At 67.7% G+C, this 15,095-nt stretch carries 11 protein-coding genes; 1 reads left to right on the top strand and 10 read right to left on the bottom strand.

Annotated elements, in window-relative coordinates; genetic code table 11:
* Nucleotides 1–139: 139 nt before the first annotated feature.
* The 5 genes from ABTX24_RS21925 to ABTX24_RS21905 all read right to left on the bottom strand — a co-directional run bounded on the left by ABTX24_RS21925 (nt 140) and on the right by ABTX24_RS21905 (nt 7,023).
* A complete protein-coding gene (locus ABTX24_RS21925) occupies nt 140–1,846 on the bottom strand; it encodes an ABC transporter substrate-binding protein (protein ID WP_350842566.1) in 1,707 nt (568 codons plus the stop codon).
* Between the two features lie 96 nt (nt 1,847–1,942).
* Complete coding sequence (locus ABTX24_RS21920) at nt 1,943–2,956, bottom strand: ABC transporter permease (RefSeq protein ID WP_350842564.1); 1,014 nt, start codon at nt 2,954–2,956, stop codon at nt 1,943–1,945.
* A gap of 253 nt (nt 2,957–3,209) precedes the next feature.
* Nucleotides 3,210–4,985, bottom strand: coding sequence for an aspartate--tRNA ligase (aspS, locus tag ABTX24_RS21915; RefSeq protein ID WP_350842562.1), 1,776 nt, complete (start codon nt 4,983–4,985; stop codon nt 3,210–3,212).
* Nucleotides 4,982–6,331 carry a histidine--tRNA ligase gene (hisS, locus tag ABTX24_RS21910; RefSeq protein WP_350842560.1) on the bottom strand — a complete coding sequence of 450 codons (1,350 nt, stop codon included), beginning with the start codon at nt 6,329–6,331 and terminating at the stop codon, nt 4,982–4,984. Before hisS ends, aspS begins: the two co-directional genes overlap by 4 nt.
* Nucleotides 6,328–7,023: an MBL fold metallo-hydrolase gene (locus ABTX24_RS21905; protein WP_160022892.1), complete on the bottom strand. Its 696-nt coding sequence runs from the start codon at nt 7,021–7,023 to the stop codon at nt 6,328–6,330. Before ABTX24_RS21905 ends, hisS begins: the two co-directional genes overlap by 4 nt.
* Before the next feature lie 188 nt (nt 7,024–7,211).
* Here ABTX24_RS21905 and ABTX24_RS21900 point away from each other — a divergent pair, with 188 nt between their 5' ends.
* Nucleotides 7,212–8,450, top strand: a complete 1,239-nt coding sequence (locus tag ABTX24_RS21900) for a DUF349 domain-containing protein (RefSeq protein WP_160022890.1) — start codon at nt 7,212–7,214, stop codon at nt 8,448–8,450.
* Nucleotides 8,451–8,773: 323 nt separating this feature from the next.
* Here the strand turns inward: ABTX24_RS21900 and ABTX24_RS21895 are convergent, their stop codons facing one another.
* The 5 genes from ABTX24_RS21895 to yajC all read right to left on the bottom strand — a co-directional run bounded on the left by ABTX24_RS21895 (nt 8,774) and on the right by yajC (nt 15,038).
* Nucleotides 8,774–11,089: a RelA/SpoT family protein gene (locus ABTX24_RS21895; RefSeq protein ID WP_160022884.1), complete on the bottom strand. Its 2,316-nt coding sequence runs from the start codon at nt 11,087–11,089 to the stop codon at nt 8,774–8,776.
* Between the two features lie 62 nt (nt 11,090–11,151).
* Entirely contained in the window at nt 11,152–11,718 is a 567-nt protein-coding gene (locus ABTX24_RS21890; RefSeq protein WP_160022882.1) for an adenine phosphoribosyltransferase, read from the bottom strand.
* Entirely contained in the window at nt 11,715–12,956 is a 1,242-nt protein-coding gene (gene secF / locus ABTX24_RS21885) for a protein translocase subunit SecF (protein WP_350842558.1), read from the bottom strand. The genes ABTX24_RS21890 and secF overlap by 4 nt, the downstream gene beginning before the upstream one ends.
* Complete coding sequence (gene secD, locus ABTX24_RS21880; RefSeq protein ID WP_350842556.1) at nt 12,956–14,662, bottom strand: protein translocase subunit SecD; 1,707 nt, start codon at nt 14,660–14,662, stop codon at nt 12,956–12,958. The genes secF and secD overlap by 1 nt, the downstream gene beginning before the upstream one ends.
* Before the next feature lie 7 nt (nt 14,663–14,669).
* Entirely contained in the window at nt 14,670–15,038 is a 369-nt protein-coding gene (gene yajC, locus ABTX24_RS21875; RefSeq protein WP_160022876.1) for a preprotein translocase subunit YajC, read from the bottom strand.
* Nucleotides 15,039–15,095 lie beyond the last annotated feature (57 nt).

Raw genomic sequence — 15,095 nt, 5'->3', positions numbered from 1 at the left:
CGGCCGGACCACCGTCGTGGGGTGGCGTCCGGGGGGAATCGTGTCCAGGTACATGGGGGAGGCGGGGCTCTTGCGAGCCCCGCCTCCAGGGTCGGGACGGCTCAGAGAGCCGCCCCGACGGTGTTGCGGAGCTGAAGGATCAGTCCTCGACGTCGATGGGGCCCAGGTCCGGGTAGGACGAGGAGGCATCGGTCGTGATGAAGTCCTTCACCTTGGAGCCGTGGACCCAGTTGAAGGTCGCGATCTCCAGCGGGATGTAGGCGACGTCCTCACCCATGACCGCGTCGGCCTCCTGCAGGAACTTGTTCTGCTCCTCGATGGTGGCGGAGTTGGCGGCCTGGTCGAACAGCTTGTCGACCGCAGGGTTCTTGTAGTTGCCGTAGTTCTGACCGTTGGTGGTCTTCTCGATCTGACGGCTGTCGAACAGCGCGGCAGTAACGGTCATCGCGGAGCCCCAGTCGGCACCCCAACCGCCCCACATCACGTCGGCCTTGTTGGAAGGCTTCTGGATGTTGGAGTAGTAGACGTCGCCCAGCGGGTCCAGGGTGACCTTGAAGCCGGCGGCCTCCCAGCCCTCGACCAGCGCGGCGGCCTGCTTGTCAGCGGTGTCGCTCTGCGGGTAGGAGAAGGTGATCGGGTACGGCGTCTTGACACCGGCGTCGGCCAGGGTCTTCTTCGCCGCAGCCGGGTCGCCCTTGAGGTTGCGGTCCTTGTAGGCCGGGTTGGGCACGTAGCCCGGAACGGCCGGGTTCACGATCGAGTCGGCCGGGGTGTAGGCCTTCTCGCCACCGCCGGCGGCGATCCAGGACTCGACGTCGGTCGCCTGGGCCAGCGCCTTGCGGACGTTCGGGTCCTTCATCTGGTTCTGGTTCGGCACCAGGTAGTCGACGTACGGCGACTGGACCTGGACGTAGCGGTCCTTGACACCGGCCTCGGTGAGGCGGGGGAAGAACTCCGGCGGGACGCGCGAGCCGCTGACGATGGTCGCCTGCGAGTCGGGGCTGTCCGAGAAGAGCTTCTCGTAGATGGTCGTCGCCTTCTCACCGAACTTGAAGACGACCTTGTCCGGCTTCGCCTCACGGAGCGACTTGTCGTCGGTCTCCGGGTCGTACTCGTCGTTGCGCACCAGGGTGCCGCCCTTCTGGGCGTTCCAGGTGTCGACCTTGTACGGGCCGTTGGAGAAGATCTTGTCGTCGTTCTTGGCACCCTTGTCGAAGGACTTCTTGTAGGGGTCCATCATGTGCAGCGACGAGATCGCCAGCGGGAAGTCAGGCCACGGCGACTTGAACTTGTAGGTGATGGTCTTGCCGTCGCAAGTCACCGCCTGGTCGAAGTCGGCCTGCTGCTCCGGGGTCGCGGTGTAGGGGCCGGGGTACTCGCCCTTGAGCGCGAGCTTCGCGGTCAGGTAGAAGCCCGGACCACCGGTGAGCTCGTCGGCCGCGAAGTTGCGCGAGGCGCCGTAGGCGAAGTCCTCACACGTGATCTCGGAACCGTCCTCCCACTTCACGCCGTCCTTGATGGTGAACGACCAGGTCTTGGCGCCCTCGGTCGAGGTGCCCTCGTCGGTCGCCAGGTCGGGGATCGGCTTGCTCGAGACCTTGGGGTCGGTCGACGCCGGGTTCGAGAGCAGCTTGCGGTAGACCAGACGCGTGGTGTGCGAGATGGTCTCACCGACGTAGATACGCTGCGGGTCCAGGTGGTCGATCGGGTCCTCAGCGACGATGGTCAACGTGTTTGCCGAGCTCGAGCCACCGCCGTCCCCGCCGCCACAGGCAGCCAGGCCCAGCGAAAGACCGAGCACGCCAGCGGCGCTGACCGCTACGTACTTAGCTCGCTTCTTGAGCATTCGTTTCTCCTTGGTGTGGTCGCCGTCAGCCTCTGACAACTGACGCCGTAACGGTGTCCCGGGCGGGTCACCTGTGTGTGGACGGAGCCCCGAGGCTCACCTGTCACCCTTGGGATCAAGGGCGTCTCGCAACCCGTCCCCGAGAAGGTTGAACGAGATCACGATCGTCGCGATGATGATCGCGGGCATGAAGAAGTAGAACGGGTCCACCTGTGCGTACTTCAACGAGTCCGTGAGCACGTTGCCGAGCGTAGGCGTCGGCGGCTTCACACCGACCTGGAGGTAGCTCAGCGCTGCCTCGGCCGAGATGTAGGCCGGCATCATCAGGGTGACCAGGACCAGCAGCGGGGCCCACAGGTTCGGCAGGATCTCCTTGAAGTAGATCCGCGGCTTGGAGGCACCCAGGACGATCGCGGCCTCCACGAACTCCCGTTGCTTGATCGAGAGCACCTGCCCTCGCACCACCCGGGCCGTGCTGGTCCAGCCGAAGATGGCCAGCACCACCGTGCAGTAGATCCCCTGCGCGAGCGGCCCGTTGGGCAGGCCGGTCAGCTGTTGCACGAGCTCGAGGCCGAGGGCCGAGAGCGCCAGCAGCATCATCGTCGAGGGGAAGGAGAGGGTCAGGTCGGTGAAGCGGCTCAGACCGGCGTCCACCCAGCCACCGCTGAAGCCGGCGACGATCCCGATGACCGCGCCGATGATCACCGACAGGATGGCAGCGACGAGGGCGATGATCAGCGAGAACGTGATGCCGTACCAGAACCGGGACATCGCGTCGCGGCCGGTGCCGGGCTCGACGCCCAGGGGGTGGGCGGCACTCGCGCCGCTGAAGCTGCCCTCGGGGATGGTGTTGGCGTCGAGCAGCTCCTGGTTGTAGCTGAACGGGTCCAGCACGCCCATCCTGACGAGCAGGGGGGCCAGGACCGCAGCCAGGACTACCAGAATGACCACTGTCAGCGACACCATCGTCAGCTTGTCCTTGCGAAGCCGCATCCATGCCAGCTTCATCGGTGACTTGCCGGCGAACTTCTTCGCCTCCTCAGGCGAAGACGAAGGTGTCGATCCACCCGAGAGTTCTTCACCTTCGAACACGGTGGCCGATTCGCTCATGGTTCCTCTGTCTAGTCGTATTTGTGGGTGCCGCCGTCGCACGGCAGCGTCCGACCCACGAGGTCGACGGATGGAACTCTATGTGATCCCTTTGCCCGGATGCGCCCCGTACCGGTAACGATCCGATTTCAACCAGTGATACGGCAGATCGGGAGGGATTCTTGCCATTCACCGCTGAACGACGAGAGTCTCCGGGACCGGCGGACCGGTCCCGGAGACTCTGTTGGCTCTGCGTGAAGGGCGCTCAGTTCGCCTATTCGCCCTCACCGGGCGCCGCAGGAGCCGGCTTGGCGTCGACGCCGGCCTCCTTGCGCTGCTCGGGGGTGATCGGCGCCGGGGCCGCGGTGAGCGGATCGTAACCGGCACCCGTCTTCGGGAAGGCGATGACGTCGCGGATCGAGTCGGTGCCGGCGAGGAGGGCGACGACGCGGTCCCAGCCGAAGGCGATGCCGCCGTGCGGCGGGGCACCGAACTTGAATGCCTCGAGCAGGAAGCCGAACTTCTCCTCGGCCGCCTCCTCGCCGATCCCCATCAGGTCGAAGACCCGCTTCTGCACGTCCTCGCGGTGGATACGGATCGAGCCACCGCCGATCTCGTTGCCGTTGCAGACGATGTCGTAGGCCCAGGCGATGGCGTTGCCGGGGTCCTTGTCGAAGCTCTCGACGTCCTGCGGGCTGGTGAAGGCGTGGTGGACCGCGGTCCACTCCCCCGCGCCGACCGCGACGTCACCGGACTCGACGGCCTCGGAGGCCGGCTCGAGCAGCGGCGCGTCGACGACCCACAGGAAGCTCCACTCGCCGTCCTTGCGGAGGTCGAGACGGTTGCCGATCTCGAGCCGGGCGGCACCCAGCAGGGAGCGGCTCGACTTGGGCGCACCGGCGGCGAAGAAGATGCAGTCGCCGGGGTTGGCGCCGACGTGAGCGGCCAGTCCCGCGGCTTCGGTCTCGGAGAGGTTCTTGGCGACAGGACCGGTCAGCGAGCCGTCCTCCTGGACCAGGACGTACGCCAGGCCCTTGGCGCCACGCTGCTTGGCCCAGTCCTGCCAGCCGTCGAGCTGACGCCGCGGCTGGCTCGCGCCGCCCGGCATCACCACGGCGCCGACGTAGGGCGCCTGGAAGACGCGGAACGTCGTCTCGGAGAAGTAGTCGGTGCACTCGGTGATCTCGATGCCGAAGCGCAGGTCGGGCTTGTCGGAGCCGTACTTGGCCATCGCGTCCGCGTAGGTCATCCGCGGCAGCGGGAGCGGCACGTCGTAGCCGATCAGCTTCCACAGCGCCGCGACGATCTCCTCGCCGAGGGCGATCACGTCGTCCTGCTCGACGAAGCTCATCTCGATGTCGAGCTGGGTGAACTCCGGCTGCCGGTCGGCGCGGAAGTCCTCGTCCCGGTAGGCGCGGGCGAGCTGGTAGTAGCGCTCCATGCCGCCGACCATGAGCAGCTGCTTGAACAGCTGCGGGGACTGCGGCAGTGCGTACCACGAGCCCGGCTGCAGGCGGGCCGGGACGAGGAAGTCACGGGCGCCCTCGGGGGTGCTGCGGGTCAGCGTCGGGGTCTCGATCTCGACGAAGTCGTGACCGGCCAGGACGTCGCGAGCCGCCTTGTTGGCCTTCGAGCGCAGGCGGATGGCGTTGCCGGGCGCGGTGCGGCGCAGGTCGAGGTAGCGGTGCTTGAAACGTACGTCCTCGCCGACCTCCACGTGGTCGTCGATCGGGAACGGGAGGGCCGCGGCCGCGCTGAGGACCTCGAGATCCTTGGCGACGACCTCGATCTCGCCGGTGGCGAGGTTGGGGTTGCGGTTCTCCTCGGTGCGCGCGACGACCTCGCCGGTGACCTTGATGCAGTATTCGTTGCGGAGCGCGTGGGCGATCTCCTCGTCGCGGACGACGACCTGGACCACACCGCTGGCCTCACGCAGATCGAGGAACGCGACCCCGCCGTGATCGCGTCGACGGCCTACCCAGCCGGCGAGGGTCACGGTCTGGCCGACGTGCTCGGCACGCAGGGTGCCGGCGTCGTGGGTGCGGATCACTTCTTCTCCTCGTTGTTCGCGACGACCTGGGGCTTCAGGTCGCTCTCGTTCTGCGGCGTCCAGGTGGCCGGGTCGGCCGGGACCTGGTCGCCGGTGCGGATGTCCTTGATCTCGTAGCCGCCTTCGGTGGCGAAGAGGACGTACGGGATGCCGCGGCGTTCCGCGAAGCGGATCTGCTTGCCGAACTTGGCGGCGTTGGGCGAGACCTCGCAGGCAACATTGTGGGCGCGCAGCTGCTGGGCCGCCGAATCGGCCTCGGCCCTGCTCTCCTCGTCGGAGACGGCGACCAGCACGGTGCTCGGGACCTTGCGGTCGCCGTCGAGCACGCCCTTCTGCACGAGGGGCACCAGGACGCGGCTCACACCGAGCGAGATCCCGACGCCCGGGTAGGTGGTCTTGCCGTCGCTGGCGAGCGCGTCGTAGCGGCCACCGGAGCAGATGCTGCCCAGCGACTCGTAGCCGTCCAGGCGGGTCTCGAAGACGGTGCCGGTGTAGTAGTCCAGGCCCCTGGCGATGCTCAGGTCGGCCACGACGCGTACGGAATCGGTGTTGAGCGGCGCGGTGGCGGTGATCAGCGTGGCCAGCTCGGTCAGGCCCTCCTCGAGCAGCTCGCTCTCGACCCCGAGCGCACGGACCTTCTCCACGAAGGAGTCGTCGGTGGCGGTGATCGTGGCGAGCTCGAGGCACTTGGCCGCCTGCTCGTCGGTCAGCCCCGCCTCGGAGACCAGCAGCTTGCCGACCTCCTCGGCCGGCATCTTGTCGAGCTTGTCGATGAGCCGCATGGTCTCCTCGACGTCGGGGGCGCCGAGACCGGCGTAGAAGCCCTGGATCAGCTTGCGGTTGTTGACCTGGAGCGTGAACCCGGGCAGGAAGGTCAGCTTGCCGAGCGCCTCGAGCATGACTCGGGCGACCTCGACGTCGTGGTGGAACGGCAGGGTGTCGCGTCCGACGATGTCGATGTCGGCCTGCGCGAACTCGCGGAAGCGGCCCTCCTGCGGGCGCTCGCCTCGCCAGACCTTCTGGATCTGGTAGCGGCGGAAGGGGAACTCCAGCTTGCCGGCGTTCTCGAGCACGTAGCGCGCGAAGGGGACGGTGAGGTCGAAGTGGAGCCCCATCCCCTTGTCCCTGGCGTTGTCCTCCTCCTGCAACCGGCGCAGGACGTAGACCTCCTTGGAGGTGTCGCCCTTGCGCAGCAGCTGGTCCATCGGCTCGACGGCACGGGTCTCGATGTTGCCGAAGCCGTGCAGCTCGAAGGTGCGGCTCAGGGTCGCGATGACCTCGCGCTCGACGGTGCGCTGGCTCGGCAGGAACTCCGGGAACCCGGAGAGCGGTGTTGGCTTGTTCATGGTGTGGTGATCAGGTCCTGAAGGAATGGGTTCGTCGCGCGCTCGCGACCGATGGAGGTCTGTTCGCCGTGTCCGGGGAGCACCACGATGTCGTCGGCGAGGGGCAGCACCTTGGTGGTCAGGGACTGCAGCATCGTGGCGTGGTCACCGCCGGGGAGATCCGTACGCCCGATGCTGCCCGCGAAGAGCAGGTCGCCGGAGAACATCACGTCACTGACCTCGGCGTGGTCGGGGTAGGGAGTCCGGAAGGTGACCGACCCCTCGGTATGCCCGGGCGTATGGTCGATCAGGAAGCTCATCCCGGCCAGGTCGATGGCCTGGCCGTCAGCGAGCTCGCGGACGTCGTCGGGCTCCACGAAGTCGTAGGTCCCCTGCGGCATGCCGAGCAGCATCTGCGCCGACTCCGGCGAGATGCCCTGGAGCGGGTCGGCCAGGAGGTGACGGTCGTTGGGATGGATCCAGGCCGTCGAGTCGTACGTCCTGCTCACCGGCGTCACGGACCACATGTGGTCGACGTGGCCGTGGGTGAGGAGCACGGCGACCGGCTTGAGGCGCTGCTCCCGGACTATCTCCTCGATGCCCTTGGCGGCGTCCTTCCCGGGGTCGATCACGACACACTCGGTGCCCGGACCGGTGGCGGCGACGTAGCAGTTGGTGCCCCACGGACCGGCGGGAAAGCCTGCGATCAACACGAGAAACACCCTATCCAGCGGTACAGTGCAGCGCCGCATCGTGGCGTCTGACTACGATGGGCATCCCGAGGTGTGCCGGGACACCACGGGGACCTGCAAGTTGAGCCGACCGGGACTGTGACGAGCACGGTGTCCGGCGGGGGAGATTTCATAAGAGGTTAGCGCCTCATGCGAAGAGTAGGGACATTGTGACCAGCGAGCAGTGGGGTCGGGTCGAGGAAGACGGAACGGTCTACGTGAAGACCGCTGAGGGCGAGCGTTCCGTGGGGCAATACCCGGAAGGCACGCCAGAGGAGGCGCTTGCCTTCTTCACCAACCGGTTCGACCAGCTCGCCTTCGAGGTCGAGCAGCTCGAGCGGCGCGTGCATGCGGGCAAGACGTCGCCCGACGAGGCGACCGCGGCGGTCAAGACCGTCGTGGAGAAGGTGACCGACGCCAACGCGGTCGGTGATCTGGCCTCGCTGGTGGCCCGGCTGGAGGCACTCGCTCCGGTCATCGCCACCCAGCGTGAGGCCCGCAAGGCCGAGCGGGCCGCGAAGGCGGCCGAGGCGAAGGTCGCCAAGGAGGCTCTCGTCGACGAGGCCGAGAAGCTGGCTCAGAGCAACGACTGGCGCAACGGTGCCAACCGGCTGCGTGAGCTGCTCGACCAGTGGAAGGCGCTCCCCCGCATCGACCGCGGGTCCGACGACGCGCTGTGGCGGCGCTTCTCGACGGCGCGCACCGCCTACACGCGTCGCCGCAAGGCCCACTTCGCCGAGCTCAACGCCCGGCGCGAGGACGCCAAGGTGATCAAGGAGCGGATCATCGTCGAGGCCGAGCAGCTTTCCACCTCCACCGACTGGGGCCCCACCGCCGGGCGCTACCGCGACCTGATGCGCGACTGGAAGGCCGCCGGGCCGGCCCCCAAGGACGTCGACGACAAGCTCTGGAAGCAGTTCCGGGCTGCCCAGGACGTCTTCTTCGGTGCCCGTGACGCTGCCAACGCGGCGCTCGACGCCGAGTTCGCGCAGAACGCCGTGGTCAAGGAAGGTCTGCTCGCCGAGGCGCAGGAGCTTCTCCCGCTGCTGGAGAAGGGCGACGACCTCGACGCGGTCAAGCGGTCCTTCCGCGACATCGCCGACCGCTGGGACGAGGCCGGCAAGGTCCCGCGCGACCGCATCAAGGAGCTCGAGGGAGCGATGCGCAAGGTCGAGCAGGCCATCAAGTCCGCCGAGGACGACCAGTGGCGCAAGTCCGACCCGGAGAAGTCCGCTCGAGCCGACGACATGATCGCCAAGCTCGAGGAGGCCATCGCCCAGGTCGAGAGCGACCTCGCCAAGGCCCAGGCCTCGGGTGACGCCCGCAAGATCAAGAGCCTCGAGGAGAACCTCGAGTCGCGTCGTCAGTTCCTCGAGATGGCCAAGCGCGCCAGCGCCGACTTCTCCTGACCCACCCCTCGACTCGGCGCGTCTGTCCCACTCAGGCGTGCCGAGTCGGCGCGTTCTGACCAGGAATCCGGCCGAGTCGGCTCGTCATGACGAGCCGACTCGGCGTCGGTCACAAGACGCCGGAGATCCCACCGTCAGAGCCGCCGTGGTGGGGCCGCCCCTGATACTCGGCCTCTCCCAGGGCCTGGCCCCGGTTTCGGCTCGCGACGGACTCATCGATGCCTCCCGACGGCTTTCTCAGCACCAGCCACACGATCGCGCCGATGAAGACGACGCCTGCGGCGATCAGAAACCAGGTGAAAGGATCCACGAGATACTCACTTTCATTGGGTGACGCGGTAGGCGTCGAAGACGCCGGGGACGGTGCGTACCTGCTTCAAGACGGTGTCCAGGTGTTTGGAGTCGGCCATCTCGAAGGAGAAACGAGACTTCGCGACGCGGTCGCGAGTGGTGGTCAGCTGGGCCGAGAGGATGTTCACGTGGGCGTCGGAGAGCGCCATCGTGATGTCGGACAGGAGTCGGGCCCGGTCGAGCGCCTCGACCTGGATGTTGACCAGGAAGACCGAGTTGGAGGTGGAGCCCCACTCGACCTCGAGCAGGCGCTCGGGGTGGGAGCGGAGCTCGGCGGCATTGGTGCAGTCGGTGCGGTGGACCGAGACTCCCCCACCCTTGGTGACGAAGCCGAGGATCTCGTCGCCAGGCACCGGCGTGCAGCACTTGGCGAGCTTGACCCAGACGTCCGGGGAGCCCTTGACGATCACGCCGGCGTCGGAGTTGGCGGTGGAGACCTTGCCGTGTCGCCTGCGGCCGACGTTGATGGCCTCGGCGAGGTCCTCGGCGGCACCGTCGTCGCCGCCGTGATCCTCGATGACGCGGCGTACGACCGCTTGGGCGGAGAGGTGGCTCTCGCCGACCGCGGCGTAGAGCGCGTCGACGTCGGCGAGGTCGAAGTGGTCTGCGGCGAGCATGAGCGACTCGCGTGACATCAGCCGCTTGAGGGGCAGGCCCTCCTTGCGCATCAGCCGGGCGATCGCGTCCTGGCCCTTCTCGATGGCCTCGTCGCGGCGCTCACGGGTGTGCCACTGCCGGATCTTCGCCTTGGCGCGGTTGGACTTGACGAAGGAGGTCCAGTCCCGCGACGGTCCGGCGTTGGGCGACTTGGAGGTGAAGACCTCGACGACGTCGCCGCTCTCCAGGGTCGACTCCAGCGGCACCAGACGGCCGTTGACCCGGGCGCCGATGGTCTTGTTGCCGACCTCGGTGTGGACGGCGTACGCGAAGTCGACCGGGGTCGCGTCGGCGGGGAGCGCGATCACGTCGCCCTTGGGCGTGAAGACGTAGACCTCGGTGCGCTTCATCTCGAAGCGCAGCGACTCCAGGAACTCGCCGGGGTCGTTGACCTCCGACTGCCAGTCCATGAGCTGCTTGACCCAGCTCATGTCGTTGTCCATCGGCCGGTCGGTGTCGACACCGTTGCGGCCGTCCTCCTTGTACTTCCAGTGCGCGGCGACACCGAACTCGGCGCGGCGGTGCATCGCGAAGGTGCGGATCTGCAGCTCGACCGGCTTGCCCTGCGGGCCGATCACGGTGGTGTGCAGCGACTGGTACATGTTGAACTTCGGCATCGCGATGTAGTCCTTGAAGCGCCCCAGGACGGGGTTCCACCGCGAGTGCAGGATGCCGAGGACGGAGTAGCAGTCGCGCTCGTCCTCGACCAGGATCCGGATGCCGACCAGGTCGTTGATGTCGGAGAAGTCCTTACCGCCGACGATCATCTTCTGGTAGATCGAGTAGTAGTGCTTCGGTCGGCCGGTGACCGTCGCCTTGATCCGGGCCTCGTGCAGGTCGCGCTCGACCTGGTCGATGACCTGGGCCAGAAACTTCTCGCGTGACGGGTTGCGGTCGGCGACGAGGCGGACGAGCTCGTCGTACATCTTCGGGTAGAGGGTCGCGAAGGCGAGGTCCTCGAGCTCGAACTTGATGGTGTTCATGCCGAGCCGGTGGGCCAGCGGCGCATAGATGTCGAGGGTCTCGCGCGCGCTGCGCTCCTGGCTCTTCTGCGGGACGTAGCGCAGCGTACGCATGTTGTGCAGGCGGTCGGCGAGCTTGATCACCAGCACCCGGATGTCGCGGGACATCGCCACGACCATCTTGCGGATCGTCTCGGCCTGGGCGGAGTCGCCGTAGGTGACCTTGTCGAGCTTGGTGACGCCGTCGACGAGGTGGGCGACCTCCTCACCGAAGTCCCGGGTCAGCTCCTTGAGCGTGTAGGGCGTGTCCTCGACCGTGTCGTGCAGCAGCGCCGCCACCAGGGTCGGCTCGGTCATGCCGAGCTCGGCGAGGATCGTGGTCACCGCGAGCGGGTGGGTGATGTAGGGGTCGCCGCTCTTGCGCATCTGCGTGCCGTGGAGGCGCTCGGCGGTGACGTACGCCCGCTCGAGCAGCGCCAGGTCGGCCTTCGGGTGGTTGGACCTGACCGCCCGGAACAGCGGCTCCAGCACAGGATTGCCCGGCGTGCCACGTCCGCCGATTCGGGCCAGGCGCGCACGGACGCTGCGGCCCGACGGGGCCGGGCCACTGCTCTCCCGCGCCTCGATGTTGTGCGCACGAGGCTGCGCGACGATGCGATCCTCTGCCATAGCCAGAGTCTACCGGCCGCACCCGGAACGTTGGCTAGGACGACACCTGCAGAATGGACCTGTCAACTGACCAGCAGTGCGTGCACCGGCGTGTCCGGCAGCTTGCTGCGCGGGTCGAGGAAGCCGAGCTCGAGCAGCACCGAGACGCCCGCGACGACGCCGCCGCAGCGCTCGACCAGCTCGATCGTGGCCGCCGCGGTGCCACCGGTCGCGAGGACGTCGTCGATGACCAGCACCCGCTCCCCCGGCGCGACCGCGTCGGTGTGGATCTCCAGGGTGGCCTCGCCGTACTCCAGCGAGTAGGAGACCGCGTGGGTCTCGCGGGGCAGCTTGCCGGCCTTGCGGACGGGCACGAAGCCGACGCCGAGGTGCAGGGCCGCGGGGGCGCCGAGGATGAATCCTCGCGACTCCATGCCGAGCACCTTGGTGACGGTCACGTTGCCGTCGGCGTCGCGCGCCGGAGCGGCGAGCGCCTCGACCACCTGGGTGAAGCCGGCGTGGTCGGCCAGCAGCGGGGTGATGTCCTTGAAGCCGACTCCCGGCTCCGGGAAGTCGGGAACGTCGGCGACCAGCCGCTCGAGGGTCTCCTCGAGCGACCGGCCACCAGCGGCCGTCTCGGAGACAGTCACTTCCGCTTCGACCTCGACTCGCGCTTGGGCTGCGGACGCCCGGCGGCGCCGCTGTCGGAGACGGCACGGTGCTGGTCGGGTACGTTGCGGCCCCGGCCGGTCGCCGAGCGGTTGGGGCTGGTGCCCCGGCTCACGCCGGCCTCGTGGAGGTCTTCGGAGGGGGCGTCGCGGAGCTCGTCCGGCTCGTCGCCCTCGGCGACCGGCATGCCCTCGTCGAAGACCGGCACCGCGGCGTACTTGTCGGCTTCCTTCATCCGCGCGGCGGCGCGCTTGTCGGCGTCGACGACGTCCTTCTCCTTCGACTTCAGGTGCACCAGCAGCGGGGTGGCGATGAAGATCGAGGAGTAGGTGCCGACGGCCATACCGACGAAGAGCACCAGAGAGATGTCCTTCAGCGAGGAGGTGCCGAGCTGGACGGTGCTGACGTAGAGGATCGCGACGACCGGCAGCAGACCGATGATCGAGGTGTTCACCGAACGGACCAGGGTCTGGTTGATCGCCAGGTTGGCCGCGGCGGCGTAGGTCTGCTTCTTCTGCGACAGGTTGCGGGTGTTCTCCTTGACCTTGTCGAAGACCACCACGGTGTCGTAGAGCGAATAGCCGAGAATCGTCAGGAAGCCGGTGACCGTTGCCGGGGTCACCTCGAACCCGACGATCGCGTAGACGCCGACCGTGATCACCACGTCGTGGAGCAGCGCGACGACGGCCGCGACCGACATCTTCCACTCGCGGAAGTAGATCCAGATGAACAGGACCACGCCGACGAGGAAGATGCCCAGCGCGAGGGCCGCCTTCGAGGCGACCCGCTGGCCCCAGCTGGGACCGATGCCGGTGCGGCTGACGTCGTCCTCGGCCACGTCGGCGGTCTTGGTGATCGCCTCCATGATCGATTCGTCCGCCTCGGAGCCGTCGGGGATCGCCTTGGTCTCGATGACGATCGACTTGCCGCCGGCCGTACGCACCGTGGCGCCGTCGGCGGCCTCGACCGCCGTGTCACCGACCGCCGTACGCAGGTCGTCGGCGAGCTCCTGGTCGGCCTGGGCGACGGTCACCGTGTAGCGCGTGCCACCGGTGAAGTCGATGCCGAGGTTGATGCCCTGGAGCCAGACACCGAGGACGACCGCGACGAGCACGACCGCGGAGGCGGCGTACCAGACCATCCGGCGGCCGACGAAGTCGAAGGACTTCTCGCCGGTGTAGAGCTCCTTGCCGAGCCGGGAGAAGGAGAACTTGCTCATCAGGCCTTGCCTCCGACCAGAGTGGTGCCCGTGGGGGCGTCGACGGTGCCGATAGCGCGCTTGTCCATGCCGGAGAGCACGTGGCCCTTGTTGAAGAAGCCCCAACCGGCCATCAGCTTCGTCATCGGGTGGGTGAACCAGAAGAACACCAGCACGTCGATGATCGTGGTCAGGCCGAGCATGAAGGCGAAGCCCTTGACCTCGTTGGTCGCGAAGACGTAGAGCACGAACGCGGCCAGGAACGAGACGCCGTCGGAGGCCAGGCAGGTGTTACGGGCCCGGACCCAGGCGGTGTCGACGGCCACCCGCATCGAGCGGCCATCACGCATGTCGTCACGCATCCTCTCGTAGAGGATGATGAAGGAGTCGGCGGTGATGCCGATACCGACGATCAGACCGGCCACACCCGGAAGGTCCAGGGTGACGCCGGCGGTCTCGCTGAGCAGCAGGATCATGCCGTACGTCAGCGCACCTGCCACGAGCAGAGACCCGATCACCACGATGCTCATCGCGCGGTAGTAGAGGATCGAGAAGATCACCACGAGGATCAGGCCGACCAGACCGGCCCAGAGCCCGGCGGTGAGCTGGTTACCGGCCAGGGTCGGGCCGATGACCCGGGTCTGGATGCCGTCCTCGGGGAAGTCGAGCGGCAGCGAGCCGTACTTCAGGTTGTTGGCCAGCGCGGCGGCGGACTCCTGGGTGAAGTCGCCGCTGATCTGCGCGCCTCCGCTGATCCGCGAGTCGGCGGTCGGGGCGGAGATCACCTTGCCGTCCAGGACGATCGCGAACTGCTCACCGGTGCCGACAATGGCGCCGGTGGTGTCGGCGAAGACCTTGTTGCCCTCGGACTTGAAGTCCAGGGTCACCACGTAGTTGGCCTGCTGCTGCGGGATGCCGTAGGAGGCCTCGCTGATCTCGGTGCCCTCGATGACGGCAGGCGTCAGCAGGTAGGGGACGCCGTCCTCGTCACAGGTCAGCAGCGGCTTTCCGGGGATGTCCTCGACCGGATCGGCGCCCGGGGCGGGGCAGGTGAAGGAGTTGTAGGCGGTCGCCCACTCCTGCGGCACGGTGCGCATGAACTTGACCGCGTCGTCGACCTTGACGACGTCGTTCTCGTTCGGCGTCTCCGGCTTGGCACCCGCCGAGGGGCTGGCGCTCGGGTCGGCGCTCTCGGAGGCCTTCTCGGAAGCCTTGTCCGAGGCGGTCGCCTTCTCGGAGGCGCTGGCGGTCTCGCCACCGAACGCCGCGCGCGGCGAGGTGCCCGGCACGGTGCCGGCCGAGGGGTCCTCGACCATCGAGCCGCTGGGGTCCGCGGCACCACAGGTCTTCTGCGGGCTGCAGGCGACCAGGCGGAAGCGGAGCTTCGCGGTCTGGCGGACGCGCTCGGCGGTCTCCTGCTGCACCTTGCCGGTGCCGGGGATGGAGACCTTGATGACGTCGTTGCCCTCGGTGGTCACCCGGCCGCCGGTGATGCCGGAGCCGTTGACGCGCTGGTCGATGATCGCCTTGGCCTCGTCGAGGCTCTCCTTCGGGACCGATCCGCCCTCGGAGTTCTCCGCGGTCATCGAGATCTCGGTGCCGCCGCGCAGGTCGAGGCCCAGCTCGGGCTTCCAGGTGCCGGCGAACGCGATGCCGCCGAACATGATCGCAATGGCCAAGAAGAGCAGTGCGAGTGTCCGGCCGGGGCGCGCTGTCTTGCGTGCCATGTGTTGGTCAGTCCTTCTTGTCGAGGTCCACGATGACGTTCTCGGCGTCGGCGGAGGTCTCGTCGGCCGGAGCCTCGACCTCGCGCTCCTCGCCGGTCTCCTCGTCGGACTCCTCCGCAGGCGCCTCGGTGACCTTCTGGGCCACGGCCTGGCGCACGACCTGGATGACGACGCCGTCGGCGATCTCGACCTTGATGTTCGTCGTGGTCTCCTCGACCTCCGTCACCGTGCCGAAGAGCCCGGCGGTCAGCATCACCCGGTCACCCGGCTGGAGGTTGAGCTGGAGCTCACGAGCCTGCTTCGCACGCTTCTGCTGCGGCCTGATCAACAGGAAGTAGAACAGGACGATGATGACGATAAAAGGAAGGAATTCCACGGGGGTTCGGCTCCGACAGTCTGAGTGGTCACCGGCAGGCGCACGGCGACGTGCAAG

The organism is Nocardioides sp. NPDC127514, from assembly GCF_040302125.1.
Lineage (GTDB): Bacteria > Actinomycetota > Actinomycetes > Propionibacteriales > Nocardioidaceae > Nocardioides.
The sequence above is the reverse complement of the archived record's forward strand: the minus strand, read 5'-3'. Positions and strand labels throughout refer to the sequence as shown.